Origin of the sequence: Leifsonia xyli subsp. xyli str. CTCB07 (genome assembly GCF_000007665.1) — a bacterium.
Lineage (GTDB): Bacteria > Actinomycetota > Actinomycetes > Actinomycetales > Microbacteriaceae > Leifsonia > Leifsonia xyli_C.
Genome location: NC_006087.1, coordinates 2,035,069 through 2,049,281, shown reverse-complemented (window position 1 = coordinate 2,049,281; position 14,213 = coordinate 2,035,069). Strand labels below are relative to the sequence as shown.

Here is a 14,213-nt window from a genome sequence, read left to right as displayed (position 1 = left end):
TGGGATGCGGACATCGTATCCCCTGAAGTGCCTGACACACGTCCTCATCGCCCTGGCGACCGTCGTCGCGCTCATCGTCGTCGGCTTCCTCGCCTGGGTGTTCATCCCGATGATAGGCACGCGCCAGGCGGCGCTGGAGGTGTGGCGCGACCCGGCGGTGAGCGTCCGGGACGCCGGCGGCTCGGTCGTCCTCAGCCCGGCCGGTGCGCCATCGGGAACCGGACTCGTGTTCATCCCCGGCGCCCGTGTCGATCCGTATGCGTACCTCTTCAAGCTTTCCGGCGTCGTAGCGGAGGCGGGCGTCACGGTGGTCATCGCCAAACCGGCGCTGAACCTCGCCCTCTTCGACCAGCGCCCCCTCTCCGCTTTCACGTCGGCGGCTCCGGGGGTGAGCCGCTGGTATGTCGGCGGGCACTCGCTCGGCGGGGTGCGCGTCTGCCAGCTCGCGGACACGCCCGGGGTGGAGGGACTCGTCCTCTTCGGCAGCTACTGCGCGAACGATGTCTCGGCGACCTCCCTGCGCGTCCTCTCCCTCGGCGGCGCGAATGACTGCCTCAGCACGCCGGGGAAGATCGCTGCCGCCGCGCATCTGCTCCCGCCGGACGCGGCCTTCGTGGAGATCCCCGGGATGGACCACGCGCAGTTCGGCGACTACGGTGCCCAGCCCGGTGACTGCGCCGCGACGATCGGCGACGCGGAGGCACGCGACGCACTCACGGCGGCGCTGGGGACGATCCTCTCGCCGCCTCGCGATCCCCTCTCGCCGGGAACGACGGCCTCGCCCGCCGCCGCGAGTTCCGCACCTCGGGTGTCTAGACTGAACGTGTGAGTATGGAGATCGATATCGGGCGCGCCAAGCGCGCACGCCGCGTTTACGCCTTCGACGACGTCGCCGTGGTGCCGAGCCGTCGCACCCGCGACCCGGAGGATGTCTCGGTCTCCTGGACGATCGACGCCTACCAGTTCTCCGTGCCGTTCCTCGCCGCCCCGATGGACTCGGTGGTCTCCCCGGCGACGGCGGTCGCGATGGGCCGGCTCGGCGGTCTGGGCGTGCTGGATCTCGAGGGCCTCTGGACCCGCTACGAGGACCCGGAGACGCTGCTCGCCGAGATCCGCGAGCTGCCCGTGGGGGAGGCCACCCGCCGGATGCAGGAGATCTACTCCGCGCCCATCCAGCCCGAGCTTGTGACGAAGCGCCTGGCGGAGATCCGCGCGGGCGGCGTCACTGTCGCGGGCGCTCTCTCGCCGCAGCGCACGCAGGAGCTGTATCAGACGGTCGTCGAGGCTGGTGTCGACCTGTTCGTGATCCGCGGCACCACCGTCTCGGCCGAGCACGTCTCGAAGAATGCCGAGCCGCTGAACCTCAAGAAGTTCATCTACGAACTGGATGTGCCGGTCATCGTCGGCGGCGCGGCCACCTACACGGCGGCGCTGCACCTGATGCGCACCGGAGCGGCCGGCGTGCTCGTCGGCGTCGGCGGCGGCGCGGCCTCCACGACCCGCTCGACCCTTGGCATCCACGCGCCGATGGCCACCGCCGTCGCCGATGTCGCCGGCGCCCGCCGCGACTACATGGACGAGTCGGGCGGCCGCTATGTGCATGTCATCGCAGACGGCGGCCTCGGCAGCTCGGGTGACATCGTCAAGGCGATCGCCTGCGGGGCCGACGCCGTGATGCTCGGCTCGACGCTCGCCCGTGCCACCGATGCGCCCGGCGGCGGCTGGCACTGGGGCGCCGAGGCGCACCACCCGGATCTGCCGCGCGGCACCCGCGTCCAGGTCGGGCAGGTCGCCCCGCTCGAGGAGATCCTCTACGGTCCCTCACCGGTGGCCGAGGGGACTGCGAATATCGTGGGAGCATTGCGCCGCAGCATGGCGACGACGGGATACTCGGATCTGAAGGAGTTCCAGCGCGTCGAAGTGGTCGTCGCGCCGTACCAATCGCACTAGGTTCCGGCCCCTGGCGGCCGGGGAGGGAGAGCACGATGGCGACAACAGCCCTGTCCAACTCAGCGCAGTCCTCGGCGGCATCCGCTCCATCACGACTCGGCCCGGCCGAACGGGCTGCCGCGATCGCGGCGCTGAAGGAATCCGAACTCGACATCCTGGTGGTCGGCGGCGGCATCGTCGGTGCCGGCAGCGCGGTGGACGCCGTCACCCGCGGTCTGAGTGTGGGGCTGGTGGAGGCGCGTGACTTCGCTTCGGGCACCTCCAGCCGGTCGTCCAAGCTCGTCCACGGCGGCATCCGGTACCTGGAACAGCTGGACTTCGGTCTCGTGCGCGAGGCGCTCATCGAGCGTGGTCTGCTGCTGCAGCGGATCGCGCCGCACCTCGTGAAGCCGGTGCGGTTCCTGTACCCGCTGCACAAGCGGGTGTGGGAGCGCCTCTACATCGGCGCCGGGATGATGCTGTACGACATCTTCTCCTACACCGGTCTCCGCCCGCCGGGAGTCCCGCACCACCGCCACCTCAGCCGGCGCCAGGTGCTGAAGGCCATCCCGAGCCTTGCGCCGAACGCCCTGGTGGGCGGCATCACCTACTACGACGCGCAGGTGGACGACGCCCGCTACGTGGCCACCCTCGCCCGCACCGCGGCGCACTACGGCGCCCAGGTCGCCACCCGCCTCCGAGTCGAGGGCTTCGTCAAGGTCGGCGAGCGCGTCGTCGGCGTGTGGGCGCGCGATCTGGAGACGGACGAACGGTTCGAGATCCGCGCCAAGCAGGTCGTGAACGCGACCGGCGTCTGGACGGACGATACCCAGGCGATGGTGGGGGAGCGCGGCCAGTTCAAGGTGCGCGCCTCGAAGGGCGTCCACCTCGTCGTTCCGCGCGACCGCTTCCAATCGAAGATAGGTCTGCTGCTGCGCACCGAGAAGAGCGTGCTGTTCGTGATCCCGTGGGGCCGGCACTGGCTCATCGGCACCACCGACACCGACTGGAACCTCGACAAGGCCCACCCGGCGGCGACCGCGGCCGACATCGACTACCTGCTCGCGCACGTGAATCAGGTGCTCAACGTGCCGCTGACCCGCGAAGATGTCGAGGGCGTGTTCGCCGGGCTGCGTCCGCTGCTCGCCGGGGAGTCGGAGGAGACCTCGAAACTCTCCCGCGAGCACCTCGTGGCGCACTCCGTGCCGGGGCTCGTCGTGATCGCGGGTGGTAAGTGGACGACCTACCGCGTGATGGCGAAGGACGCGATCGACGCCGCCGTGGACGCGCTCGACGGCAAGATCCCGGCCAGTGCCACAATGGAGATCGCGCTCGTCGGAGCCGAGGGCTACCAGGCTGCCTGGAACAGCCGCGGCCGCATCGCGCGGGAGAGCGGTCTCCACCCCGCCCGCATCGAGCACTTCCTCAACCGCTATGGGACGATGACCGCCGATATCCTGGCGCTCATCCGCGAAGACCCGGCGCTCGCCGAACCTCTTCCGGGCGCCGACGACTACGTGGGCGCGGAGGTCGTCTACGCCGTCTCCCACGAGGGCGCCCTGCACCTCGAAGACGTCCTCGCCCGCCGCACCCGCATCTCCATCGAAGCCTGGGACCGTGGCGCCTCGGCTGCGCCCGTCGCCGCATACCTGATGGCCAAGGTGCTCGGCTGGGACAGGGCCCGCGAAGAACGCGAGGTGCAGACCTACCTGCTGCGCGTCGCCGCCGAACGCGAGAGCCAGCTTCAGCCCGACGACGAATCCGCCGACCGTGTGCGGCTCGAAGCGCCGGACATCGTGGCGGTGGACGCCGCGGCCGAGACCGGGTCCGCAGCGAAAGCGCCTCGGACGGCCGCAGCGTCCCGGAGGCCCAAGGGACCCAAGGGACCCAAGCCGTAACGGCTCCGCGGGCGGCCTCACCGCGGTGCGCGTCAGCGAGCGCCGCGGTGGGGGTTCTGCCCTCGATCTCGGGGAGCGCGACGGCCGTCGCCGGTCCGCGTGGCTGACCTCTCTCCCCCTGGGGGCCGCTGTCTCCGTGGACCTCCCGTGCCTCCGGTAGGCTGGAACCCGGTGCCCGCGACGGATGGAGACAGGGAAATGGTTGACGTTCGACGGGTCAAACTGCCCGGGGTCGGGGTGTTGCACACCTTCGTGACGGATGACGGCGGCAAGGTGGGCGTGATCGCGCACCGGTCCGGGCACAGTGACCTGATCACGTTCTCGGACGACGAAGACGGCTCCGACGCGACGAAGGTCTCGCTGCGCTTGAACGAGGACGAGGCGCACACGCTGGCCGAACTGCTCGGCGGCACGCAGATAACCGAATCGCTGAACGCGCTCGACCAGATCCCGGGGCTCAGCATCGACTGGTTTACCGTCGACTACGAGGACTACATCGCCGGGCAGCAGCTCGGCGCTCCCGGCGATCGCGGTGTCGTCGGACTCACCGTCGTCGCCGTCGTGCGCGGGGACTCGGCCAGCCCCGCACCCGCACCCGACTTCAAGGTCTTCCCGGGCGACACCCTCGTCGTCGCCGGGACACCGGAGAAAGTCGCCAAGGCCTTCGCGCTCTTCCGGACCGGCGAGACCGCCATCCGGGCCGCCGCCGACGCTCCGCCCGGAGGCTGATCCATGCATCTCGGCGAAGACCTCATCATTCTCGGCCTCCTGCTGCTCGTCGCCTATGCGCTGGGACGCCTCGGCAAGCTGGTGGGTCTCCCCGCGATCCCCATTTACATGATCGTCGGGCTGCTGGCGAGCCCGAACACCGGTTGGTTCCCCCTCGACTTCGAGAGCCGCTACATCGAGCTCATTGCGGTGTTCGGGCTCATCCTGCTGCTGTTCAACCTGGGGCTGGAGTTCGACCAGGACGAGTTCTTCGGCAACTTCGGCAAGCTCATCATCTCCGGCGGCTCCTACATCCTCATCAATATGGGCGTCGGGCTCGCGTTCGGCTTCTGGGTCGGCTGGGGCACGCGAGAGGCGCTGGTCATCGCCGGGATGACGGCCACCTCCTCCTCGGCGATCGTCACGAAGCTGCTCATCGAGCTGCGCCGTCTGCCCAATCGGGAGACGCCGATGATCCTCGGCGTGACCGTGGTGGAGGACATCTTCATCGCGATCTACCTGGCGATCGTCTCGGTGGTGCTCAGCGGGGAGACGGCGCTCTGGCCAGTGGCCGGCAAGCTGGCGATCGCCTTCGCCTTCCTCGTGGTGATGTTCACGCTGGCCCGGTGGGGCGGGAAAGTGTTCTCCCGGCTCTTCCGGACGAAAGACGACGAGCTGTTCACCATCCTGTTCTTCGGGCTCGCCGTGCTCTTCGCGGGCATCGGCGAGATCCTGGGCGTGACCGATGCGATCGGCGCTTTTCTCATCGGCCTCGTGCTCGGCGCGACGAAGCACCGGAACAAGATCGAGCACATCGCCATCCCGCTCCGGGACGTGTTTGCCGCCTTCTTCTTCCTCAACTTCGGGCTCGAACTCGAACCGGCGAAGTTCTCCGGGGTGCTCGGCCCGGTGCTCATCGCCGTCGCGATGACGATCGCGCTCAACATCCTGGCCGGTCAGGTCGTCGCGTGGATCAATGGGATGGACGCGCAGGCCGGCATCAACACCACGGTCATCCTGCAGAACCGCGGAGAGTTCGCGCTCATCCTCGCGACCCTGTCGATCAGCGCGGGGCTCGACCCGCGCATCCAGCCGTTCGCGGGGCTCTATGTGCTCATCATGGCCGTCCTCGGCCCGGTGCTCGCAGCGAGCTCCGAGAGGATCGGTGCGCTGGTCCTGCGGACCGGCAAACTCCGGCGGCGCGGCCGGCGCAAGCCGCGCCCTCCGATGCTCGACGAGGAGATCGCGCTTGTCGAGGCGGCGACCGCCGATCTCGACTCCGACAAGCCTCGCGAGGAGAAGAGCGCCGCGGTGGCCGCGGAGGAGACCCGCCGAGCCGTCGACCGGCTCGTCGAGCAGGCCATGCAGCAGGCCGGACCTCAGAACGACACCACCGGCGACCGAAAGCGGGACTGACCCATCGAAACCATTCCGGCCCGATCGGCGTCTCCGGCAGGGAGCACCCTCCTGCAGACGATGCTGCGCCCTCGCTGGATCGGCGCGCTGGTGTTCGCGCTCGCCTTCGCCGCCGTTTTTGCCGGGCTCGGCCAGTGGCAGCTGGAGCGCGCGATCGAGTCGGGCAAAGCGGTCGAGGCGCCGACCGAGACCGTCCTGCCCCTCCCACGGGTCGCGCAGCCCGGCGGCCCCATCCGGGACACGGCGGTCGGCCAGCTCGTGGAGGTCACCGGCACGTTCGTCCCGGGCGACGAACAGCTCCTCTCCGACCGGCTCAACCACGGCGTGAGCGGCTTCTGGGTCGTCAGCCATGCGACCGTCGAGCTGCCCGGCGGTGAGACGGCGGCGCTCGCCGTGGCCCGCGGCTGGGCGCCCGACGAAGCCGCCGCCCAGGCGGCGGCCGGGCGTCTGGCGCAAGAGCCCGCGCCCCGGCAGCCGATCGTGGGCCGCATCTTGCCCGACGAGCAGCCCGAGGCGCCCGCCGACAAATCGAAGCCGACCGCGATGCGCACGCTCGGTGTCGGCGCGCTCTACAACCTCTGGCACGGCGTCGATGGCAGGGCGGTGTATTCGGCCTATCTGGTCGATCGCACCCCACCCGCGGGTCTTGCGGCGATCGACTCGCCCCCGCCGATCGCCCAGACCGAGCTCAACTGGCTCAATGTCTTCTACGCGGCCGAGTGGATCATCTTCGCGGGCTTCTCGATCTTCCTCTGGTACCGGCTCGTGAAAGACGCGAAGGAACGTGAGGACGAGCTTCGCGGGCTCGCCGCGGCGGAGGACCCGGATGCGCAGGACCCGGATGCGCAGGCCGGTGCCGCGGGGGCCGTTGCCGCGGGGAAAGTAGACTAGCCCTATGCCCCTCGCTCCCAAACCGGAAGACGTCCCGAAGATCCGCGGGGCCCTGCGGCTCTACCAGGTCTTCGCCTACGTCACGGGCATCATGCTGCTTCTGCTCTGCGCGGAGATGACCGTCAAGTACGGTCTCGGTCACCAGCTGTTCGCTTTCAGCAACTACGGCGCGCTCACCTTCGTCCCGGTCGAGACCGCCGTCGCGCCCACGGGCGTGGACCTGAGCACCGGCATCCTGATCGCGCACGGCTGGCTGTACGTCGTGTACCTTTTCTCCGACTTCCGCCTGTGGAGCCTCATGCGCTGGAACTTCACGAAGTTCGTCATGATCGCACTCGGCGGCGTGGTGCCGTTCCTCTCGTTCTTCGTGGAGGCACGCATAACCAAGCAGGTCAAGACCTATCTGGCCGGCCGCGAGGCCGCGAACCTCGTGGAGGCGACAAATTAGCACCGAATCCGCACTCTCGGACCGTGGGGAGGCCGCTGGTTCGGCGAACCCGAGCGGCCCCCTCCTCGTCATCGACTTCGGTGCGCAGTACGCGCAGCTGATCGCCCGCCGCGTGCGCGAGGCGAACGTCTACTCCGAGATCGTGCCGCACACCGTCACTGCTGCCGACATCGCGGCCAAACGCCCTGCGGGCATCATCCTCTCCGGCGGGCCGTCCAGCGTCTACGAGGAGGGCGCGCCTCGTCTGGACGAGGGCATTTTCGAGCTCGGCGTTCCGGTGCTCGGCATCTGCTATGGCTTTCAGGTCATGGCGGTCGCGCTCGGCGGCGAGGTCGCGAAGACCGGCCACCGAGAGTACGGTTCCACGGCGGTGCGTGTCTCCGCGGGCGCCCGGGGCGGAGCGGGCTTTTTGCTGGACGGCCAGCCCGGCGATCAGACTGTGTGGATGTCGCACGGCGACTCGGTCGCCAAAGCGCCCGAGGGCTTCGACGTCCTCGCCTCCACGGACGACACCCCGATCGCCGCGTTCGCGAACGACGGGCGGAAGCTCTACGGCGTCCAGTGGCATCCCGAGGTCAAGCACTCGGAGCACGGCCAGGCGGTGCTCGAGAACTTCCTGCACCGTGCTGCGGGCATCCCGGCCGACTGGAACTCCGGCAATGTCATCGCCGATCAGGTCGCCGCGATCCGCGCCCAGGTCGGCTCCGGCCGCGTGCTGTGCGCCCTGTCCGGCGGAGTGGACTCCGCGGTCGCCGCCGCGCTCGTCCACAAAGCCATCGGCGACCAGCTCGTGTGCGTTTTCGTGGATCACGGCCTCCTCCGCCGGGACGAGGCGCGGCAGGTCCAGGAGGACTACGTTTCGGCGACCGGGGTCCGGCTCATCACGGTGGACGCGGAGGAGCAGTTCCTCGCCGCACTGGAGAGCGTGAGCGACCCCGAGGCCAAGCGCAAGATCATCGGCCGCGAGTTTATCCGCGTTTTCGAGCGGGCTCAGGCCGACCTCGTCGCCGAAGCCGCGAGCGAAGGCGACCCGATCCGCTTCCTCGTGCAGGGCACGCTCTATCCGGATGTCGTGGAGTCGGGCGGCGGCGCGGGAACCGCGAACATCAAGAGCCACCACAACGTGAGCGGCCTGCCGGAGGACTTGCAGTTCGAGCTCGTGGAGCCGCTGTGTACGCTCTTCAAAGACGAGGTCCGCGCCATCGGCCGCGAGCTCGGCCTGCCCGAGGTCATTGTCGGCCGCCAGCCCTTCCCCGGGCCGGGGCTGGGCATTCGCATCGTGGGCGATGTGACACGCGAGCGTCTCGACCTGCTGCGCGACGCAGACGCCATCGTTCGCGCCGAGCTGACCGCTGCCGGTCTCGACAGTGAGATCTGGCAGTGCCCCGTCGTGCTGCTGGCGGACGTGCGCTCGGTGGGCGTGCAGGGCGACGGCCGCACTTACGGCCACCCGATCGTGCTGCGCCCCGTTTCCAGCGAGGACGCGATGACCGCTGACTGGACCCGCCTGCCCTACCATCTGCTCGCGAAGATCTCCAACCGCATCACCAACGAGGTGGAAGGGGTCAACCGCGTGGTCCTCGACGTCACATCGAAGCCGCCGGGAACGATCGAGTGGGAGTGACCTCCCGCTGAGGTGAGGCTCTCACGCACGAAGGCCCGGGACGCTGTAGAAGCGTTCCGGGCCTTCGTGCGTGGTCGCGGCGTCTAATTGCGCGAGATCGCGAGGAGCCGCAGGATCTCCAGGTACAGCCAGATGACCGTGACCATGATGCCGAACGCGCCGGACCAGCCGTAGACGCGCGGGGCACGGTTCCGGACGCCGCGCTGGATGAAGTCGAAGTCGAGCACGAGCGAGTAGGCGCCCATGATGACGACGACGACACCGAGGAGGACGCCGAGCGGGATGCCGAAGAGCCTGACGTCGGTGCTCAGGCCGAAGGCGCTGTTCGTGACACCGGTCCACATCAGTACGACGTTGATGAGCGAGTAGGCCAGGTACCCGAACATCGCGATCATGAAGACCTTGGTCGCCTTCTTCGATGCGCGGATCTTGCCCGAGGCGAAGAGCGCGAGCGTCACGCCGACCACCGCGATCGTTCCGATGACCGCCTGAACGACGATGCCCGGCAAGGCCGTCTCGAAGATCATCGAGATCGCGCCGACGAAGACGCCCTGCACGCCGGCGTAGCTGAGGATGAGCGCGGGCGACGGCTTCTTCTTGAAGATGTTGACGAGCGCGAGCACGAATCCGATCAGAGCGGCCGGCAGCGCCAGAGCGGGAACCAGCCAGCCGACGACCGCTCCCACCACCAGCAGGCCGAACGAGGCGGCCGTCTTGTGAATCGTATCCTCGACGGTCATGCGGTCGGTGTCGAGGGCCGTCGCGGACGGAGCCTGGTACAGCTGCTCGAGGTTCTCGGCGTTCGCCCCTCCGGCGGTCGCGGTCGCTGCGGCCGTGCCGTTGGTGCTGAAAGCCGGGTTGTTCGAGAAGGCCGGATTTGTGAGTGCCATGCATTCCTCGCTTGCTCGGGGGGATCGTTCAGGACCTTTGTCCGTTAAACTTAGCTTGTTATTTTCTGTGAGGTCTGGCAGATTGCCATGAATCGGCCTCGCGCGAGATGAGACGGGCCAGCCAGGCCGCGCCGATGACAGCCAGCGACATCGTCAGGATGATGATCCAGCCTTGTCCGTAGTGGCTCACGACAAGCGGCAGGACGAGACTCGTCGCCACCGGCACCGCGAGGGCCGCGTATGACGGCAGAGGCCGTATCCGCACCAGCAGCCACGCTGCGAGCGGAACGGCATAGCACCACGCGAACTGGGCCCCTCCGAGCATCAGCCAACTGAACCTGAGCACGGGGAGCGGGACGGCCACGCGGCGTCCGAGGGTGGCGGGGAGAACAGCCCAGCCGGCGAGCTGGAGGAGGGAGCCTGCCAGGAGGAAGGGCAGACTGTAGGCCGTCGTGGCGAGGACGCATGCGGAGCCGGTCATGATCATCGCGATGCCGGCGACGAGCCGCGGGCGGTAGGCGCCCCAGCGCAAGGGGAGCAGCGAAGCGGGTTCGCGCCAGAGACCGGATGCGGACACGGCACGTTTTTGTCATCGGGAGCGCTGCCGGGACAGCCCCTGCCGGCAGTCTAGGATCGCCACATGTCTGCCCACCGGAGCCCCCTCGTCATCGGCCACCGCGGCGCGCCAGGGTATCGGCCGGAGCACACCGCGGCCGCCTACGAACTGGCTTTCGAGCTGGGCGCGGACGCGGTCGAACCCGATATCGTCGCGACGCGGGACGGGGTTCTGGTCCTCCGGCACGAGAACGAGCTCTCGGGCACCACGAACGTCGCCGAGCATTCCGAGTTCGCTGCACGCCGGACCACCAAGGAGGTCGATGGCGTCCCGCTCACCGGCTGGTTCGCCGAGGACTTCACCTGGGTGGAGCTCTCGGGACTGCGGTCGCGTGAGCGTATTCCGTCGCTCCGGCAGGGGAGCGCGACCTTCGACGACCGATATCCGCTGCTGCGGCTCGCCGACCTGCTCGACCTCATCGACCGCGCCTCCGTCGCCGCGGGGCGTCAGCTCGGGATGGTCGCCGAGCTCAAGCACGCCACTTATTTTGAGGCGGCCGGGCTCCCGCTGGACGAGCTGCTCGTCACCGAGCTGGCCGCCGCCGGATGGTCGGAGCATCCGGGGCTCATCGTGGAGAGCTTCGAGCGCACGGTGCTGACCCGGCTGTACGAGCGCGGTTTCCGCGGCAAGCGGGTCTACCTCGTCGAGTCCGACGGCGCTCCGGCCGATCGCGTCGCGGCGCTGGGGACGGACGCGCCCGGCTATTCCAGCGACCTCACCCTGCGCGGTCTCTACGCGCTGAGCAGCGCTCCTGCCGCGGCCGAGCGGGTCGACGGGATCAGCGTCGGCACCGAGCTCATCCTCCGCGCCGGTTCTGTCTCTCTCGGGCTGTTCGGGGAGGACGAGGGCGGGACCGACATCGGCTCGGTCACCTCCGATCTGGTCGACCTCGCACACTTGGCGGACCTCTCGGTCTACTGCTGGACGCTGCGGCCGGAGAACAGCATGCTGCCCGAACCGTTCCGCGGGCCGGGCCGACGAGTGGGGCGACTGGCGACGGCTGTACACCGTCCTGTTGCGGTCGGGTGTGGACGGGGTCTTCGCCGATCATCCCGACCTCGCTGTCGCCGTTAGCGACGGACGGTGACCCGGAGCGACGCCTCCCGGCGGGAATGACGGTGGAGACGGCTAATATCGTCAGCGATATGACGAGCCTCCCCGACGTCCCTTCCCCCTCCACCGTTCCGATCATTCTGGACGGGTGGGAGGGCGAGCGCCGGACCGCCGCCGACACCGGTGCGTCCGATGCGGTGGCCGCCGCAGCGGGTGTCGCGAGCGCCGGACCGTTGGGAAGCGACGGACAGCGCTCCGACAGCGGGGGCGCTCGCAGCGGCCGCGCGGACGGGGCCCCGGGCGCAGACTGGCGGAATGCGAGCCAGCGGCTGTTCGACGGGCTGAACCCTCAGCAGCGCATCGCGGCGGAGTACCGCGGGCAGGCGCTGCTCATCGTCGCGGGAGCGGGTTCCGGCAAGACGAGCGTCCTCACCCGGCGCATCGCCGGCCTGATCGAGAGCCGGGAGGCGTGGCCGAGCGAGATCCTCGCGATCACGTTCACCAACAAAGCGGCGAACGAGATGCGCGAGCGCGTCGAGCAGCTGCTCGGCGGGCGAGCGCAGGGGATGTGGATCTCCACGTTCCACTCGGCGTGCGTGCGCATCCTGCGCCGCGAGGCCGAGACCATCGGCAAGACCCAGAGCTTCACCATCTACGACTCGGGCGACAGCCGAGCCCTGCTCAAGCGGATCGTCAAGGAGCTGGACGCGGACACGCTCGGCTTCACGGTCGCTGCGACAGGCGGCCGCATCTCGAAGCTCAAGAACGAGTTGACGGACATCGAGGCCTTCGCGCGCTCGACCAATCTGAGCGATCCGAAGGAGGTCATGTTCGTCGAGATCTTCCGTCAGTACACCCGCGAGCTCCGCCGCGCGAACGCGTTCGACTTCGATGATCTGATCGCCGAGACGGTGTACCTCTTCCGAGCGTTCCCGAAGGTCGCCGCGCTCTATCAGTCGCGGTTCCGTCACATCCTGGTCGACGAGTACCAGGACACGAATCACGCGCAGTACGCGCTCATCCGTGAGCTGACCATGCCGATCGCTCCGGACATCGCTGACGAGCTGGAGTCGTACGGCCGCAACATCGGCAAGCTGCGCGACGCCGTGGGCGTCGTCCCGAGCGCGTCGCTCACCGTCGTCGGCGACTCCGACCAGTCCATCTACGCCTTCCGCGGTGCGGACATCCGCAATATCGTGGAGTTCGAGAGGGACTTCCCGGGAGCGAAGGTCGTCCTGCTCGAACAGAACTACCGATCGACGCAGAACATCCTGAGCGCGGCCAACGCCGTGATCGCCAACAACTTCGATCGCAAGGACAAGAAGCTCTGGACGGCGGTCGGCGACGGCGAGAAGATCGTCGGCTACACCGGCTACTCCGGCCACGACGAGGCGCAGTTCGTCGCGGACGAGATCGAGAAACTGCACTCGGACGGCATGGACTACAAGGACATCGCCGTCTTCTACCGGACGAACGCGCAGACCCGGGCGCTGGAGGAGATCTTCATCCGGTCCGCCCTGCCCTACAAGGTGATGGGTGGCACCAAGTTCTACGAGCGCGCCGAGATCAAGGATGCGATGGCGTACCTCATCACGGTCGCCAACCCGGCCGATATGCTCGCGCTCCGCCGCATCCTGAACACCCCGAAACGCGGTATCGGCCCCGCGACGGAGACGCAGCTCGCCAGCTACGCCGTCGACAACGGTGTCACCTTCCGGGACGCGATGCGCGACGCGGGCTCCCTCGGTCTCGGTCCGAAGGTCACGGCCGCGATCGTGCAGCTGTCCGGCCTGCTGGACGAGGCGACCGCGAAGGCGGACCCGGCGAACCCAGCGGGCGCGGCGGCCGTCGCGGACACCCTGATGTTCCTGCTCGACGGCAGCGGGTATCTGGAGGTGCTGCGCAACAGCCGTGATCCACAGGATGAGGCGCGTGCGGAGAACGTGGAGGAACTGGTGGCAGTGACGCGCGAGTTCGCGCGGAACAACCCGGACGGCACGCTGGTGGACTTCCTCACCGAGGTCTCGCTCGTCGCCGCCGCCGATGAGATCGACGACTCCAGCGGGTCCGTTTCGCTCATGACGCTGCACACCGCCAAGGGCCTCGAATACGATGCCGTGTTCCTCACCGGAATCGAGGAGGATCTGCTTCCCCACCGGATGTCTGCGAACGAGCCGGGTGGCCCGGCGGAGGAGCGGCGCTTGTTCTACGTGGGAATCACCCGTGCGAAGAAGCGCTTGTTTTTGTCGCTGGCGATGACGCGCGCACAGTTCGGCGAGACCGCCGTGGCGATGCCGAGTCGATACCTGCAAGAGATCCCCTCCGATCTGATCGACTGGCGGCAGTCTCTTGGCGCGGCGAACGGCCGTGGCGGGTCGCAGTCGCGTGCGCTCAACGCGCGCTGTCCGGGGCTCGGCTCCGGGGGCACGGCCGGGCGCTGGAACGAGAGTTTCCCGGTCGGCGGTTCGGGCATCCCGGAGCGGCCGAAAGCGGAGTGGCCGAACCGGGTCACCGGCAAGGTCCGCGACAATGGCGACCTTGAGCTTGCGTCGGGCGATCGCATCCGTCACTCCGACTTCGGCGAGGGCCGCGTGACGACCGTGACCGGCGAGGGCGCGAAGCGCATCGCACACGTCCAGTTCGAGAAGGCGGGCGCGAAGAAACTCCTCATCAAGATCGCCCCGATCGACAAACTGTGAGGTCGTTTGGACGGGTCTGGAGGGGTGAGGCCGGTCTCCGC

General features: G+C 68.6%; 11 protein-coding genes and 1 pseudogene. 10 read left to right on the top strand and 2 right to left on the bottom strand.

The window, feature by feature from the left end:
• Positions 1–4: 4 nt before the first annotated feature.
• From LXX_RS09765 to guaA, 8 genes are all read left to right on the top strand, one after another.
• Positions 5–829, top strand: coding sequence for an alpha/beta hydrolase (locus LXX_RS09765; protein WP_081423143.1), 825 nt, complete (start codon positions 5–7; stop codon positions 827–829).
• A gap of 2 nt (positions 830–831) precedes the next feature.
• On the top strand, positions 832–1,950 hold the full coding sequence (locus tag LXX_RS09760) for a GuaB3 family IMP dehydrogenase-related protein (protein WP_011186685.1): 1,119 nt from the start codon (positions 832–834) through the stop codon (positions 1,948–1,950).
• A 35-nt stretch (positions 1,951–1,985) separates the two neighbouring features.
• Positions 1,986–3,827: a glycerol-3-phosphate dehydrogenase/oxidase gene (locus LXX_RS09755; protein WP_011186684.1), complete on the top strand. Its 1,842-nt coding sequence runs from the start codon at positions 1,986–1,988 to the stop codon at positions 3,825–3,827.
• A 198-nt stretch (positions 3,828–4,025) separates the two neighbouring features.
• Positions 4,026–4,556: a cation:proton antiporter regulatory subunit gene (locus LXX_RS09750; protein WP_041767712.1), complete on the top strand. Its 531-nt coding sequence runs from the start codon at positions 4,026–4,028 to the stop codon at positions 4,554–4,556.
• 3 nt (positions 4,557–4,559) lie between these two features.
• Positions 4,560–5,951: a cation:proton antiporter gene (locus tag LXX_RS09745; RefSeq protein WP_011186682.1), complete on the top strand. Its 1,392-nt coding sequence runs from the start codon at positions 4,560–4,562 to the stop codon at positions 5,949–5,951.
• Between the two features lie 60 nt (positions 5,952–6,011).
• On the top strand, positions 6,012–6,842 hold the full coding sequence (locus LXX_RS09740) for an SURF1 family cytochrome oxidase biogenesis protein (protein WP_041767711.1): 831 nt from the start codon (positions 6,012–6,014) through the stop codon (positions 6,840–6,842).
• Between the two features lie 4 nt (positions 6,843–6,846).
• Entirely contained in the window at positions 6,847–7,290 is a 444-nt protein-coding gene (locus tag LXX_RS09735; protein WP_011186680.1) for a DUF3817 domain-containing protein, read from the top strand.
• A gap of 70 nt (positions 7,291–7,360) precedes the next feature.
• Positions 7,361–8,914 carry a glutamine-hydrolyzing GMP synthase gene (gene guaA / locus LXX_RS09730; RefSeq protein ID WP_141692744.1) on the top strand — a complete coding sequence of 518 codons (1,554 nt, stop codon included), beginning with the start codon at positions 7,361–7,363 and terminating at the stop codon, positions 8,912–8,914.
• A gap of 83 nt (positions 8,915–8,997) precedes the next feature.
• Here the strand turns inward: guaA and LXX_RS09725 are convergent, their stop codons facing one another.
• Together LXX_RS09725 and LXX_RS09720 are read right to left on the bottom strand one after the other, a co-directional pair.
• Positions 8,998–9,804, bottom strand: coding sequence for a Bax inhibitor-1/YccA family protein (locus LXX_RS09725; RefSeq protein WP_011186678.1), 807 nt, complete (start codon positions 9,802–9,804; stop codon positions 8,998–9,000).
• Between the two features lie 58 nt (positions 9,805–9,862).
• Positions 9,863–10,381, bottom strand: a complete 519-nt coding sequence (locus LXX_RS09720) for a hypothetical protein (RefSeq protein ID WP_011186677.1) — start codon at positions 10,379–10,381, stop codon at positions 9,863–9,865.
• 63 nt (positions 10,382–10,444) lie between these two features.
• Between LXX_RS09720 and LXX_RS09715 the strand changes: the two are divergent.
• Together LXX_RS09715 and LXX_RS09710 are read left to right on the top strand one after the other, a co-directional pair.
• Positions 10,445–11,507: pseudogene (locus LXX_RS09715) on the top strand (glycerophosphodiester phosphodiesterase family protein).
• Between the two features lie 58 nt (positions 11,508–11,565).
• On the top strand, positions 11,566–14,172 hold the full coding sequence (locus tag LXX_RS09710; protein ID WP_041767709.1) for an ATP-dependent helicase: 2,607 nt from the start codon (positions 11,566–11,568) through the stop codon (positions 14,170–14,172).
• Positions 14,173–14,213: the final 41 nt, after the last annotated feature.

Coding starts and splice junctions, on each gene's coding strand:
- LXX_RS09760 (WP_011186685.1), top strand. CDS start 832: ATGGAGATCGATATCGGGCGCGCCAAGCGCGCACGCCGCGTTTACGCC.
- LXX_RS09725 (WP_011186678.1), bottom strand. CDS start 9,804: ATGGCACTCACAAATCCGGCCTTCTCGAACAACCCGGCTTTCAGCACC.
- LXX_RS09735 (WP_011186680.1), top strand. CDS start 6,847: ATGCCCCTCGCTCCCAAACCGGAAGACGTCCCGAAGATCCGCGGGGCC.
- LXX_RS09710 (WP_041767709.1), top strand. CDS start 11,566: ATGACGAGCCTCCCCGACGTCCCTTCCCCCTCCACCGTTCCGATCATT.
- LXX_RS09755 (WP_011186684.1), top strand. CDS start 1,986: ATGGCGACAACAGCCCTGTCCAACTCAGCGCAGTCCTCGGCGGCATCC.
- LXX_RS09750 (WP_041767712.1), top strand. CDS start 4,026: ATGGTTGACGTTCGACGGGTCAAACTGCCCGGGGTCGGGGTGTTGCAC.
- LXX_RS09745 (WP_011186682.1), top strand. CDS start 4,560: ATGCATCTCGGCGAAGACCTCATCATTCTCGGCCTCCTGCTGCTCGTC.
- LXX_RS09765 (WP_081423143.1), top strand. CDS start 5: ATGCGGACATCGTATCCCCTGAAGTGCCTGACACACGTCCTCATCGCC.
- LXX_RS09740 (WP_041767711.1), top strand. CDS start 6,012: ATGCTGCGCCCTCGCTGGATCGGCGCGCTGGTGTTCGCGCTCGCCTTC.